The following is a 14,061-nucleotide window of genomic DNA, read 5'->3' as shown; positions in this document are numbered from 1 at the left end:
GATTGAAATGGAAAAAGTTAAACAAACAATTCGCGCGCCAAGAGGTACGGAGTTACAAACGAAAGGGTGGGTTCAAGAAGCTGCACTCCGTATGTTAATGAACAATTTAGATCCGGAAGTTGCTGAAAAGCCAGAAGAATTAGTTGTATATGGTGGAATCGGCCGTGCAGCTCGTAACTGGGAAAGCTACAATGCAATTGTAGATTCATTAAAAACGTTAGAAAGCGATGAAACATTACTTGTTCAATCAGGAAAACCAGTTGCAATCTTTAAATCACATGAAGATGCACCTCGCGTTCTTTTAGCGAACTCAAACTTAGTACCGAAGTGGGCGAACTGGGATCACTTCCGTGAACTAGAGAAAAAAGGTCTTATGATGTATGGACAAATGACAGCAGGTAGCTGGATTTACATTGGAACACAAGGTATTTTACAAGGAACATATGAAACGTTTGGCGAAGCGGCACGTCAACATTTCGGTGGTTCATTAAAAGGTACATTAACACTTACTGCTGGTTTAGGTGGTATGGGTGGTGCGCAACCTCTTGCTGTAACGATGAATGGCGGTGTTGTTATCGCTATTGATGTTGATAAGCGCAGCATCGATCGTCGTATTGAAAAGAGATACTGTGATATGTATACAGAATCATTAGAAGAAGCATTAACGGTTGCGAACGAGTATAAAGAGAAGAAAGAACCGATTTCAATTGGTTTATTAGGAAATGCGGCAGAGATTTTACCAGAGCTAGTGAAGCGTAATATTACGCCAGATTTAGTTACAGATCAAACATCTGCTCATGATCCATTAAACGGTTATATTCCAGTAGGTTACACATTAGAAGAAGCAGCAAAACTTCGTGAAGAAGATCCGGAGCGCTACGTACAATTATCAAAAGAAAGCATGACAAAACATGTAGAAGCAATGCTTGCTATGCAAGCAAAAGGTGCAATTACATTTGATTATGGAAATAACATTCGCCAAGTTGCTTTCGATGAAGGTTTGAAAAATGCATTCGATTTCCCAGGATTTGTTCCAGCATTTATCCGTCCATTATTCTGCGAAGGAAAAGGACCATTCCGCTGGGTAGCACTTTCTGGTGATCCAGAAGATATTTATAAAACAGACGAAGTAATTTTACGTGAGTTTGCTGATAATGAACATTTATGTAACTGGATTCGTATGGCACGTCAGCAAGTTGAGTTCCAAGGTCTTCCGTCACGTATTTGTTGGCTTGGTTACGGTGAGCGCGCGAAATTTGGTCGCATCATTAATGAAATGGTGGCAAATGGTGAATTATCAGCACCGATCGTTATCGGCCGTGACCATTTAGATTGCGGATCAGTAGCATCTCCAAACCGTGAAACAGAAGCGATGAAAGACGGTAGTGATGCAGTAGCAGACTGGCCAATTTTAAATGCATTAATTAACAGTGTAAACGGTGCAAGCTGGGTATCTGTTCACCACGGTGGCGGCGTTGGTATGGGTTATTCACTTCACGCTGGAATGGTTATCGTTGCAGATGGAACGGAAGCAGCAGCAAAACGTATTGAGCGCGTATTAACTTCTGACCCTGGTATGGGTGTAGTTCGTCACGTTGATGCAGGATATGACTTAGCTGTGGAAACTGCGAAAGAAAAAGGCGTTAACATTCCGATGATGAAATAAGGAGGAGAAAACATGCTGGACACTTTACTAATAAATATCGGTCAATTACTAACAATGGATCAAGAAGATGGCTTGTTAAGACGGGAAGCGATGAACACGCTTCCTGTTATCGAAAACGGTGTGGTTGGAATTGAAAATGGTGTAATTACTTTCGTTGGAACAGCGGAAGAGGCGAAAGGATTACAAGCGAAAGAAGTTATTGATTGCGGCGGGAAAATGGTTTCTCCTGGTCTTGTTGATCCGCATACTCACCTTGTATTTGGTGGGTCTCGTGAAAATGAAATCGCACTAAAATTACAAGGAGTTCCGTACTTAGAAATTTTAGAAAAAGGCGGAGGTATTCTTTCAACGGTAAATGCAACGAAACAGGCGTCGAAAGAAGAACTTGTTCAAAAAGCGAAATTCCATTTAGACCGTATGCTATCTTTCGGAGTTACAACCGTAGAAGCGAAGAGTGGTTACGGATTAGATGATGAGACAGAATGGAAACAATTAGAGGCAACTGCACAATTACAAAAAGAGCATCCAATCGATTTAGTTTCTACATTTTTAGGTGCTCATGCAGTTCCGAAAGAGTATAAAGGTAGATCGAAAGAATTTTTACAATGGATGTTAGACTTGCTGCCAGAAATGAAGGAGAAGCAATTAGCTGAATTTGTTGATATTTTCTGCGAAACAGGCGTCTTCTCTGTTGAAGAGTCAAAAGAGTTTTTATTAAAAGCGAAAGAGCTTGGCTTTGACGTGAAAATTCATGCAGATGAAATTGATCCTCTTGGTGGTGCGGAAGCAGCGGCTGAAATTGGTGCAGCATCAGCCGACCATTTAGTTGGCGCTTCTGATAAAGGAATTGAAATGCTTGCAAACTCTAATACAGTAGCTACTTTATTACCAGGAACAACTTTCTATTTAAATAAAGAAAGCTTTGCCCGCGGTCGTAAAATGATTGATGAAGGTGTTGCAGTTGCGTTAGCTACAGACTTTAACCCAGGTAGCTGTCCAACTGAAAACATTCAGCTTATTATGAGCATCGCAATGTTGAAGCTGAAAATGACACCAGAAGAAGTTTGGAACGCGGTAACAGTTAACTCTTCTTATGCTATTAATCGAGGCGATGTAGCTGGGAAAATTAGAGTTGGTCGTAAGGCAGATTTAGTTTTATGGGATGCGTACAATTATGCTTACGTACCGTATCATTACGGCGTAAGTCATGTAAATACAGTATGGAAGAATGGTAATATCGCATATACAAGAGGTGAACAATCGTGGAGCACGGCCACTATTTAAAGAAAAATGCAAAGTTTATTGATCGTGAAGTGACGAAATGGAGTGAGATGATTAAAGATTGGGAGGAAGGTGTAGAAATATTCGGTGCAGCCTTAATTGGAGCACCACTTTCTAAACCATCTATTAGTCATTCAGGAGCAAGTTTTGCTCCAAAAACAATTCGTGCGATGTTAGATGCATATAGCACGTACGCAATTACAGAAGAACATGATATGAAAGAAAGTGTCTTATATGATTGCGGCGATATTACGATGCATGTGACGGATATAAAAGAAAGTCATAACCGGATTGCGAAAACAGTTGGTCATGTAACGAAAGTAAATCCGAACATGATACCAATCGTTCTTGGCGGTGATCACTCGATTAGTTTTCCGAGTATAACAGGATTTGCAAACAGTAAAGGAAAGATCGGTATCATTCAATTTGATGCCCATCATGATTTACGTAATTTAGATGATGGTGGTCCGTCAAATGGTACCCCTTTCCGTAGTTTACTAGAAAATGGTGTCATTACAGGAAAACAACTCATTCAAATCGGTATTCGTAATTTTTCAAATGCACGAGCGTACCATGAATACGCAAAAGAACATGGGGTGACAGTGTATACAATGAAAGATGTACGAGAGCTAGAAATAAAAGATATTATGACGGAAAGTATTGAAGTATTAAGAAAGCAAGGTGTGACTTCTATTTACATTTCTCTTGATATGGACGTATTAGATCAAGCATTCGCACCAGGTTGTCCAGCAATTGGCCCTGGTGGAATGGATAGTATGACTTTACTTGATGCGATTGAATTCCTTGGTAAAGAACCGCTTGTGCAAGGTATGGATATTGTAGAAATCGATCCAACCCTTGATTTCAGAGATATGACGAGTCGAATAGCTGCGCAAGTGATTATGAGTTTTCTTTTAGCGAGAGAAACAGTCCGTAAGCAGGTTAGTATATAGGTGTGAAGTTAATAGAGAATTTTTACCGATTCCGTATAAAAAAACACATTACTACTCATATGTAGTAATGTGTTTTTATGTAAAAAGAGAAAGTGAAATTAGAGTGTATATATGTGCGGGAAAGTTAAGAAGATTGTGGGTTTTAAGTGATATTTTACGAGGTTATTTTTTAAGTTTGAAAGGATTGACACTAAAAATAATTTTATGATAAAATAAAAATTTTGCTAAAAAAATAAATATATGTTAAGATTGAGAAGGTTACCATATATGGAGGTGGATTATTTGTTTCAAATTGGCGATAACATTGTTTATCCAATGCAAGGAGCAGGTATAATTAAAGCCATAGAAGAGAAGGAAATCGCAGGGAAAAAACAAAAATATTATGTTATAAAAATGTCGGCTAGTAATATGGAAATAATGATTCCTGAAGGGAAAATATTGAATTCAAATATACGACCAGTAACGGATATCACGGCATTAATACACATAATAGATATTTTTCAACATGGAGAATCAGATAGATTACTTACGTGGAAACAAAGGTATAAATTGAACACTGATAAAATAAAAACGGGTAAAATGCAAGAAGGTGCTGAGGTTGTGCGTGATTTAATGCGTATACAGAAAGAAAAAGCACTTAATGCAAGCGAAAAGAAAATGCTAGATAATGCACATGAATTTTTGATTAGTGAACTGGGATTAATTGAAGGTATCACAGAAAATCAAATAAAAAGCTTTTGTTAAGGTTTATTACAAATAATGTATTGCATCCCAAAAAAGGTTTTGAATTTTTTGGGAACGAAATTATAGACAATCAATCATTTCAAAGACATTCAACTCTTTCAAACCACTTTTAGAGCATTAACCTCTTTTGTTATTACTACAATCAAATCCATTTTTATTTTTTAATTCTTTACGAATGTTCGAAGTTTAATCAAACACTTCGATAGAATAGTTACTTGATTTTTGCAATCCTGATTCACACTGGCACGGACGAGGAGCCGTAAGGATGAAAGAGAGGTAGGGCTTTCATTGTTTTAGGTATATAAGTTATTATTTTTAGAAGAATACTGAACCATGTCCACTTCTATTGATAAGGGATTTTTTATATGTGAAGAGATAATAATTCTTTATATAAAAGAGATAAAGAAATTGATACCCATATATGGTCAATTAAAAAAGGTTTCCTACTAAGGAAACCTTTTTTAGTTTATTTATAGCATTCTATTTGTTTGATATTCGAATGTTTTGTGTTTAAAGCGTATAAATTGACGTTACTATCTAAAAGTAAGTATGATGCGATTATAGTAAGAATATTTTTAGGGGGAAGAAAAATGAAAAGTTCAAATAATAAAGCAGCAAGTATTTATGAAGGAACAAATATAAACGCTTGGGGATCTTTTGAAAACATTGAAGAAACGAAGTTGTTTGATCCGATTCAAATTGAATCTTGGTCTCTTCGTAATCGTATAGCAATGGCACCGATGACGAGATGTTTCGCGAATCATGAAACGGGAGTCGTTGGTACTGATGTAGTTGAGTATTATAGAAAGCGTGCAGCTGATGGAGTTGGAATCATTATTACAGAGGGAATCGTCATTAGCCCAAGAGCAAAAGGGAATCCGGGAGTACCAGGAATTTATACACAAGAACAAATTGATTCGTGGAAGCCTGTTACAGAGGCAGTACATAAAGAAGGTGGAACGATTATTGCTCAAATATGGCATGTTGGACGTATGAGTCATCACGAAATAATTGGTGGGCAAATGCCGCAAGCACCGTCTGCTATCGCTGCAGAAGGAAATGTTCCACGTTTTCGTAAACCGTTTGATACGCCAGAAGCAATGACGTTAGAAGAAATACAAGAAGTGATCGGTCAATACGCACAAGCTGCGAAGAATGCGATCGAAGCTGGATTTGATGGAGTAGAAATCCACGGTGCACACGGATATTTAATTGATCAATTTACTTATGAGTTTGCAAATAAGCGTACTGATAAATACGGCGGTGACTTAAAGGAAAGATTAACGTTTATGAAAGAAGTAACTGAGGCTGTAATAGAAGCTGTTGGAGCTGATAAAACACTTCTTCGCTTCTCTGCTTTCAAAGGTGATAATCCTACTTATATGTGGGAAAATCCTGAACTTGCAATTGAATCATTTGTAAAAATGTTCAAAGAAGTTGGGTTAATGATGATTCACCCTTCAACAATGAATTATACGGCAGTTATTGCTGACGGAAAGAATTTTCATCAATTAGTAAGAAAATATTGGGATGGTACGATTGTAGGAGTAGGGAATTTAAATCCGAAAGAAGCTGAAGAAGCGTTGCAAGAAGGAACGATTGATGTAGCGGCATTCGGAAGACCGTTAATTGCTAATCCAGATTTTGTTCATCGAATTAAAAATGCTGAAAGTTTAGTTGAATATGATGCCAAAGAGCATCTTGCTACATTAATTTGAATAAAGATAAAAGGAGAACACATCAGGTGTTCTCCTTTTATTATGGATTTCCATAGGAGGAAGCGGAATGAGTGAAACGCTACTCGTTATTATTAGTATATTGCTCTTATTGATGCTACTATTAATCATTTTTTTTATTATTACATTTTTCATTAAAAAACGGACGTATCATTCTATATTAAAGCTGCATCCATACTTAGGGAGGATGCGCTATTTACTTGAAAAGATAGGACCGGAATTTCGGCAATATTGGTTTGATCATGATACGGATGGAAAACCTTTTTCACGTTATGATTTTCAAAGTGTAATGTTTCTTGCAAAGTATCGTTCTGAAATACTCGGTTTTGGATCAAAACGAGATTTTGATGCATCTGGCTATTATATTGCTAATACATTATTTCCGATATTAACAGATGAATTAAGTGTGAATGTAACGCAAGAACGTGAAGGGAAAAAGTATGTAATTCATAAAGAAGGGTTATTTTCACGAAGAGAAAAATTGACAGCGGATACAACGAATCTTTGGTTATATGAAGAAGACGATGCAATTATCGTCGGTGAAAACCGTAAATACCCATGGAAACTGTATGGTATGTTTGGTGCATCAGCAACGTCTTACGGTGCGATTGGCGAAAATTATATTTTAGCGAGTGGGTTTGGCGCGAAGATGGCTGGCGGTTCGTGGATTAATACGGGAGAAGGTGGTGTAATACCAGAACATTTACATACAGGTGTAAATATTGTTGCACAAATTGGTCCAGGATTATTCGGGTATTGTGATGAGGATGGTAATTTTTCAATGGAGAAGTTTATGGAGAAAGCGAAAGAAAGTAATATTAAAGCATTTGAGTTGAAATTTGGGCAAGGTGCGAAAATACGTGGTGGCCATCTAGAAGGACAAAAAGTAAATGCAAAGATTGCTTCTGTTCGGAATGTACGAGAAGGCGAGACAATTAATTCACCAAATCGATTTTCATTTTTAAATAATGCAGCAGATACACTTTATTTTATTCAGCGTTTGCAAGAAAACGGCGGTAAACCAGTCGGTATGAAAATTGTAATTGGACAGCAAGAGCCGCTAGAAGACTTATTCAAAACGATGAAAGAGTTAAACATCTATCCAGATTTCATTACCATTGATGGTTCAGAAGGTGGATCAGGAGCAACGTATAAATCGATGGCAGATAGTATGGGGATGCCGCTTATTCCAGCATTACTAACTTGTATTGATACAGCGAATCATTATGGTGTTCGGAACAAATTCAAAGTGTTTGCTTCGGGGAAATTAATTACACCAGATAAGGTGGCGATTGCTTTAGCAATTGGAGCAGATGCCGTAAATTCAGCACGCGGATTTATGATGGCAAGTGGCTGTATAATGGCACTTCAATGTAATTCCGGTCAATGTCCATCTGGAGTTGCTACGACAAATCCGCACTATCAAAAAGCGTTAGATCCGTATGAGAAGAAATGGCGCGTAATGAATTATGTTGTTAGTATGAGATATAGTTTGTTCTCACTTGCGGCAGCAGCTGGAGTAAAGAGTCCGCGTCATTTCACGAGAGAGCATATTGTGTTTAAAGATGAGGTGGGGCGGGTAGTTCCTCTTTCAGAATTGTTTCCTACTAGTAAATAGAAGATAAGCTACTAAAAGTCATATATTCGTATGGCTTTTTTCTTTTAAAAATGTGTCTGATAAAAGAATGAAAACAAGGTATGAAAAAATGACGTTTTACTTTCTGAATATTTTTACTTTAATTCCTTTTAAAACCCGGGTAATCCACTGGGATAAAGGCGTTTATAGAGGTTTTCACATGTAGTGAAAAAGGCTTGTTCACTTGAAAGAACAAAAAATGTTTGGTAAGGTAGGGAACCATAAGCGAAAACAAGAAAATAGAAAAAGTCATTTTTCGAAATTTTGAATGGCTTATGTAACTAAGGGAGAGATTTGGTGAAGATTGAGATTATGGTTTCGCTTGCTATTTATATGGCAGGTATGTTGTATATCGGTTATTGGTCTTATAAGAAGACATCCGATTTATCAGATTATATGTTAGGCGGAAGGGGACTCGGTCCAGCAGTTACAGCTTTATCAGCTGGTGCTTCTGACATGAGTGGTTGGATGCTAATGGGATTACCTGGTGCGATGTATGCAACAGGATTATCAAGTGTATGGATTGCGATAGGTTTATTAATAGGTGCTTATGCAAACTATTTAATTCTTGCCCCGCGTTTGCGAACGTATACAGAAGTGGCAAATGATTCAATTACGATTCCAGACTTTTTAGAGAATCGATTTAAAGATCGTACGAAAATACTTCGTTTTGTCTCCGCTATCGTCATTTTAGTATTTTTCACATTTTATGCGTCGGCTGGTTTAGTATCAGGTGGACGTTTGTTTGAAAATTCTTTCAACCTTGATTATAAAATTGGTTTATTTGTAACTGTCGGTGTCGTAGTTGCTTATACACTATTCGGTGGTTTTTTAGCAGTAAGTTGGACCGACTTTGTGCAAGGGTGTATTATGTTTATTGCTCTTGTATTAGTACCAATTGTTGCTTTTACAGATGTGGGGGGTGTAACAGAAACATTCAATACAATTAAGCAAGTTGATGCATCGCGTTTAGATATGTTTAAAGGGACTACAATTCTTGGTATTATTTCATTTTTAGCATGGGGTCTTGGGTATTTTGGTCAACCGCATATTATTGTCCGCTTTATGGCAATTACCTCTATTAAAGATTTAAAAACATCTCGTAGAATCGGTATCGGTTGGATGACAATTTCAATTATAGGCGCAATGCTTACTGGTTTAATTGGTATTGCTTATTACACTAAAAATAATGCGACATTACAAGACCCAGAAATGGTCTTTGTAACATTCTCAAATATTCTATTCCATCCGTACATCACTGGGTTTTTACTATCAGCTATTTTGGCTTCGATTATGAGTAGTATTTCCTCGCAATTACTTGTTATTTCAAGTGCTGTAACGGAAGATTTCTATAAAACATTTTTCCGTCGTAACGCAAGTGATAAAGAACTTGTATTTATCGGTAGACTGTCAGTATTAGTAGTAGCTATGATCGCAGTTGTTTTAGCTTATCATCCAAGTGATACAATTTTAACACTTGTTGGTTATGCTTGGGCAGGATTTGGTTCAGCATTCGGACCTGCAATTTTATTAAGTTTATATTGGAAAAGAACGAACAAATGGGGCGTTCTTGCAGGAATGATTGTAGGTGCAGTAGTTGTAATTACTTGGGTACAAATTCCAAGTTTAAAAGCGACTATGTATGAAATGGTACCTGGATTCTTCTGTAGCTTATTAGCTGTTATTATTGTAAGTTTAGTAACAAAAGAACCTGTGAAAGCAATTCATCGTGAATTTAATGAGATGGAAGCAGTGCTTGAAGAGGAAACGAAATAATTAGCGAAGAGAGTAAACTGGCGTTTACTCTTTTTTTATCCCACTTTAACGGGCAGTAAGATCCCCACCTCAAAATTCAGCGAAAGTAAAGAATTTAGGTGGGGGTCGGGCTGCCCATTAAAGTCCGATTGGTTCAACTAATAATTAGTGGGGGATGAAGAAAACCCCCACTGATTAAAGTTTCACTTTATTTAAAATGAAAATAAGGAGATTATTGACAACTAAAAGTAAGTAACTTATAATTAATTTGAGTTCAAGGTAATTTGTGCTTTGAATAAAGATTTCAAATGAAGTAAATATTTTTTAGGAATTATCTCGAATTTGAGATAATTTCGATAAATTAGACATTTTCGTTGGATTTTATAATCGATATCTCGAATTCGAGATAAAATTATCATGACGGATTTTACTTTGCAGTATGGACAAAATGAATAATGAATTTTAATGTATAAAAATTTTTATAAGGGACTAAAAAGGAGTGAACGAAATGGAAAAGAAAACAATGGGGATTCATCATATTACAGCAATCGTAGGGCATCCAAAAGAAAATGTAGATTTTTATGCTGGTGTATTAGGGTTACGTTTAGTGAAACAAACTGTGAATTTTGATGATCCGGGCACGTACCATCTTTATTTTGGGAATGAAGGAGGAAAACCTGGAACAATTATTACGTTTTTCCCATGGGCTGGTGCTCGTCAAGGCGTTATTGGGGATGGGCAAGTAGGCATTACGTCTTATGTCGTACCAAAAGGTGCAATGGAGTTTTGGGAACATAGATTAAAAAAATTCGATGTTGCATATACAAAAATGACTCGATTTGGAGAGCAGTATTTAGAATTTGATGATCCACATGGTTTGCATATAGAATTAGTAGAAAGAGAAGAGGGCGAATTAAATAATTGGACTTTTGGAGAAGTTACGCCAGAAGTAGCAATTAAAGGATTTGGCGGTGCTGTTCTTTTATCTGCACAACCTCAAAAAACTGCTGAATTGTTAGAGCATGTTATGGGTCTTGAGAAAATTGGAGAAGAAGGTGAATTCGTTCGATTCCGTTCTTCTGCTGATATTGGGAATGTTATCGACTTGAGGTTGTCAACAATCGGGCGTGGTCAAATGGGTGTTGGTACAGTTCATCATATTGCTTGGAGAGCGACTGACGATGATGATCAACTAGACTGGAAAGAGCATGTGACTCGTTTTGGATATCACGTAACACCTGTACAAGATCGAAATTATTTTAACGCAATTTATTTTAGAGAACACGGGGAAATCTTATTTGAAATTGCAACAGACCCTCCTGGTTTCGCCCATGACGAATCGTTAGAGACGATGGGTGAGGAATTAAAGTTACCGGAGCAATATGAATCACATAGAAAACAAATTGAACAAACACTTCTACCATTTGAAGTGAGAAATTTAGATTAAAGTGATTGAAAGGGGAAAAGGATTATGATGAAACATGTTTTTCAAAAAGGAAAAGATACGTCAAAACCAGTGTTGTTATTACTTCATGGTACAGGAGGTAATGAATTAGATTTATTACCACTTGCAGAAATAATTGACCTAGAAGCATCTGTATTAAGTGTTAGAGGGAATGTATTAGAAAATGGCATGCCACGTTTCTTCCGTAGATTGGCAGAAGGCATTTTTGATGAAGAAGATTTAATTTTCCGTACGAAGGAATTAAATGAGTTTTTAGATGAAGCTGCAAAAACATATGAATTTGATAGAAATAACATTGTAGCTATCGGTTATTCAAATGGAGCAAACATTGCTGCAAGCTTATTATTCCATTACGAAAATGCATTAAAAGGCGCTATGCTTCATCACCCAATGGTGCCTAGAAGAGGAACACAATTGCCTAATTTAGCAGGAAAATCCGTGTTTATTGCTGCTGGGACAAATGACCCGATTTGTTCATCAGCAGAATCAGAGGAATTAAAGGTACTATTAGAAAATGCAAACGCTAATGTAACAATGCATTGGGAAAATAGAGGACATCAATTAACAATGAGTGAAGTAGAAAAAGCGAAAGAATGGTATGAAAATACAGTATTATAAAAGTAAATAGAAGCATCTGCTAATGGTTGCAGATGCTTCTTTCTTTATTTACGACTGGATTGCAAGATGAGATGAAGAAAGCGGTAATTGAATATCAACGATCGTACCTTTATTTAATTCGCTTGCAATGTGTAATTTACCATGATGTTCCTCAATTATTTTGTAACACATCATTAATCCTAGTCCCGTTCCCTTTTCTTTTAAACTGTAAAATGGTTCGCCTAGACGAGAGATACGATCTTCTGGGATACCACAACCTTCATCGATAATCCGTATTAAAATAAAGGTATCATCTAATGGTTTTGTTTGGATGTAAATATTCCCGCCATTTGGCATCGCTTCTATCGCATTTTTTAATATATTTATAAAAACTTGTTTTAATTGGTTACCATCACATTGAATATCATATTTGTAATCAAAATGATCCATAATAATATGGACACTATGCATAATAGCAGTTGGTAAAATAAATGTAACTACCTCTTCAATTAAAGCTTGTATATTACAAGTTTGGATAGATAATACTTGTGGTTTAGACATCGCCATAAATTGACTAGTGATAGATTCCATCTGTGAAATCTCACTTAACATAACATCGATATACCATTTTTGCTCCTCATTTATTTCAGGGAGTAGCAATGTTAGAAAACCTTTTAGAGAAGTGAGTGGATTTCGAATTTCATGGGCGATTCCAGCTGTCAGTTGTCCGACTACTGCGAGCTTTTCTGATTTTCGTAATAACTTTTCCGTTTCTTTTAGCTCGGTAACGTCTCTTCCCATTACGATAAGACCTTTTCGCGAGCCGTCAGGATGATAAAGTGGAACTTTCGATATACTTAAGATTAGGTCGGAATCATCTCTATGAATAATGAATTCCTCACCATGAAGAATTTGTCTTTGTTGCCATGCTAGTTCGTCGACTTCTTCACAATGTAAAAAAGCTTCTCGGTAAGCTTCGTTATATTGAATGAGTTCACTATCTTTTTTCCCGTGATAAGGTACATGGTGGAAATTGAAACAAGAAAGTGCATAGTCATTTGCTTCAAGCCAGCGTCCTTCATGATCCTTAAATATAACAAACGCAGGCATGGAGTCCACTAATGTACGTAATCTCTTCTCACTTTCTTTTAGCATATTCTCAATTCTTTCTGATTTTTCAAGAGGTTTCATAATGGCATATACGCCAGTTAGACGATTTTGGACAAAAATAGGAACTAGTTTTGTTACGACGTCTAATAAGAAACCATTTTTATGATAAATAGATAAAATATACTCTTGTTGATTATCCGCTTCCGTATTCTTTATATTTTGTAATACTTGCTCAGAAATATGGGCTTCTAAAATAGAGGTAATATTTTTCTGTTCTAATTCTAAAGAAGTATAACCTAATATTTTTTCGGCAGAAGGATTTATATGTAAAATAATGCCCTCCAAATTTAATGAAATAATACTATCAGGATTATGTTTGAACAGAGATGCGTACATTTCTGTTAATGAACGATCTTGTATATGGTTTCGCAAACGTCTAGAAATGTTCGGATGACGTTTTCTTTGAGTTGATGAAAATTTTTTACGACTCATAATAGCTCCTCCGTACAAATAGCATCTAAAAAGATTTGTCTATTCATAACTATAATATAGATGTAACGTGTATTTCTATAAAAAATGGAAGTTATATAATAAATTTTGTTTTCTTTATTTTTTGCAAAGTGAGTGCCAGGTGGTAATAAGGGGAGCTTATATTGTTTTATAAACCTTTTGTAAGTTACAGGAGTAGGTTTTCCTTATAACATTAGGGTAGAAGAGGGGGAGAGAAAATGAGAAATTATATTCAAGGGATCGATCATGTACAAGTAGCTGCGCCTGTAGGGTGTGAAGAAGAAGCACGAGCGTTTTATGGTGAAACAATAGGTATGGAGGAAATCCCGAAGCCAGAGGAATTAAAGAAGCGTGGTGGATGTTGGTTTAAGTGTGGAAATCAAGAGATTCATATTGGAGTTGAGCAAAACTTCAATCCAGCTAAAAAGGCGCATCCAGCTTTTTATGTTTTAAAAATAGATGAATTTAAACAAGAGTTAATAAAAAAAGGTATTGAAGTGATAGATGATCATGCACGACCAGATGTAATTAGATTTTATGTGTCAGACCCGTTCGGAAATCGAATTGAATTTATGGAAAATAAAAACTAGGTGGAAATCCACCTAGTT

11 protein-coding genes are annotated in these 14,061 nt (G+C 36.4%); 10 read left to right on the top strand and 1 reads right to left on the bottom strand.

Annotated elements, in window-relative coordinates:
* Window positions 1-7 precede the first annotated feature (7 nt).
* The 9 genes from hutU (at window position 8) to AAG068_RS17885 (ending at window position 11,854) form a co-directional block, all read left to right on the top strand.
* Window positions 8-1,666 (top strand): urocanate hydratase, encoded by a 1,659-nt coding sequence (gene hutU, locus AAG068_RS17925; protein WP_000416706.1) that lies wholly within the window; start codon window positions 8-10, stop codon window positions 1,664-1,666.
* Between the two features lie 12 nt (window positions 1,667-1,678).
* Window positions 1,679-2,950, top strand: a complete 1,272-nt coding sequence (gene hutI, locus AAG068_RS17920) for an imidazolonepropionase (RefSeq protein WP_098670040.1) — start codon at window positions 1,679-1,681, stop codon at window positions 2,948-2,950.
* Window positions 2,929-3,900, top strand: coding sequence for a formimidoylglutamase (hutG, locus tag AAG068_RS17915; RefSeq protein ID WP_342715290.1), 972 nt, complete (start codon window positions 2,929-2,931; stop codon window positions 3,898-3,900). Before hutI ends, hutG begins: the two co-directional genes overlap by 22 nt.
* A gap of 282 nt (window positions 3,901-4,182) precedes the next feature.
* Window positions 4,183-4,644, top strand: coding sequence for a CarD family transcriptional regulator (locus tag AAG068_RS17910; protein WP_342715288.1), 462 nt, complete (start codon window positions 4,183-4,185; stop codon window positions 4,642-4,644).
* A 590-nt stretch (window positions 4,645-5,234) separates the two neighbouring features.
* The gene (locus tag AAG068_RS17905) at window positions 5,235-6,362 is read left to right on the top strand and encodes an alkene reductase (protein WP_342715287.1); all 1,128 of its coding nucleotides are present in this window, start codon (window positions 5,235-5,237) and stop codon (window positions 6,360-6,362) included.
* A 67-nt stretch (window positions 6,363-6,429) separates the two neighbouring features.
* Window positions 6,430-7,998, top strand: a complete 1,569-nt coding sequence (locus AAG068_RS17900; protein ID WP_342715286.1) for an FMN-binding glutamate synthase family protein — start codon at window positions 6,430-6,432, stop codon at window positions 7,996-7,998.
* 315 nt (window positions 7,999-8,313) lie between these two features.
* A complete protein-coding gene (gene putP / locus AAG068_RS17895; RefSeq protein WP_342715285.1) occupies window positions 8,314-9,792 on the top strand; it encodes a sodium/proline symporter PutP in 1,479 nt (492 codons plus the stop codon).
* A gap of 487 nt (window positions 9,793-10,279) precedes the next feature.
* Window positions 10,280-11,218, top strand: coding sequence for a ring-cleaving dioxygenase (locus tag AAG068_RS17890; RefSeq protein ID WP_342715284.1), 939 nt, complete (start codon window positions 10,280-10,282; stop codon window positions 11,216-11,218).
* Window positions 11,219-11,242: 24 nt separating this feature from the next.
* Entirely contained in the window at window positions 11,243-11,854 is a 612-nt protein-coding gene (locus AAG068_RS17885; protein ID WP_342715283.1) for an alpha/beta hydrolase, read from the top strand.
* Window positions 11,855-11,902: 48 nt separating this feature from the next.
* Here AAG068_RS17885 and AAG068_RS17880 read toward each other — a convergent pair whose 3' ends face one another.
* The gene (locus AAG068_RS17880) at window positions 11,903-13,435 is read right to left on the bottom strand and encodes a BA3702 family sensor histidine kinase (RefSeq protein WP_342715282.1); all 1,533 of its coding nucleotides are present in this window, start codon (window positions 13,433-13,435) and stop codon (window positions 11,903-11,905) included.
* 236 nt (window positions 13,436-13,671) lie between these two features.
* On the opposite strand from AAG068_RS17880, the gene AAG068_RS17875 reads away from it, so the two are divergent.
* A complete protein-coding gene (locus AAG068_RS17875) occupies window positions 13,672-14,043 on the top strand; it encodes a VOC family protein (protein ID WP_342715281.1) in 372 nt (123 codons plus the stop codon).
* The last annotated feature ends 18 nt before the right edge of the window (window positions 14,044-14,061 follow it).

The organism is Bacillus paramycoides, from assembly GCF_038971285.1.
Taxonomy (GTDB): Bacteria; Bacillota; Bacilli; order Bacillales; family Bacillaceae_G; genus Bacillus_A.
Note: the sequence above shows the minus strand (reverse complement) of the source record. Positions and strands in the feature narration are given on the sequence as shown.

Excerpts from the sequence above, each read along its gene's own strand:
- hutU (WP_000416706.1), top strand. The coding sequence starts at position 8 with ATGGAAAAAGTTAAACAAACAATTCGCGCGCCAAGAGGTACGGAGTTA.
- AAG068_RS17880 (WP_342715282.1), bottom strand. The coding sequence starts at position 13,435 with ATGAGTCGTAAAAAATTTTCATCAACTCAAAGAAAACGTCATCCGAAC.
- AAG068_RS17905 (WP_342715287.1), top strand. The coding sequence starts at position 5,235 with ATGAAAAGTTCAAATAATAAAGCAGCAAGTATTTATGAAGGAACAAAT.
- AAG068_RS17890 (WP_342715284.1), top strand. The coding sequence starts at position 10,280 with ATGGAAAAGAAAACAATGGGGATTCATCATATTACAGCAATCGTAGGG.
- AAG068_RS17900 (WP_342715286.1), top strand. The coding sequence starts at position 6,430 with ATGAGTGAAACGCTACTCGTTATTATTAGTATATTGCTCTTATTGATG.
- hutI (WP_098670040.1), top strand. The coding sequence starts at position 1,679 with ATGCTGGACACTTTACTAATAAATATCGGTCAATTACTAACAATGGAT.
- AAG068_RS17875 (WP_342715281.1), top strand. The coding sequence starts at position 13,672 with ATGAGAAATTATATTCAAGGGATCGATCATGTACAAGTAGCTGCGCCT.
- AAG068_RS17885 (WP_342715283.1), top strand. The coding sequence starts at position 11,243 with ATGATGAAACATGTTTTTCAAAAAGGAAAAGATACGTCAAAACCAGTG.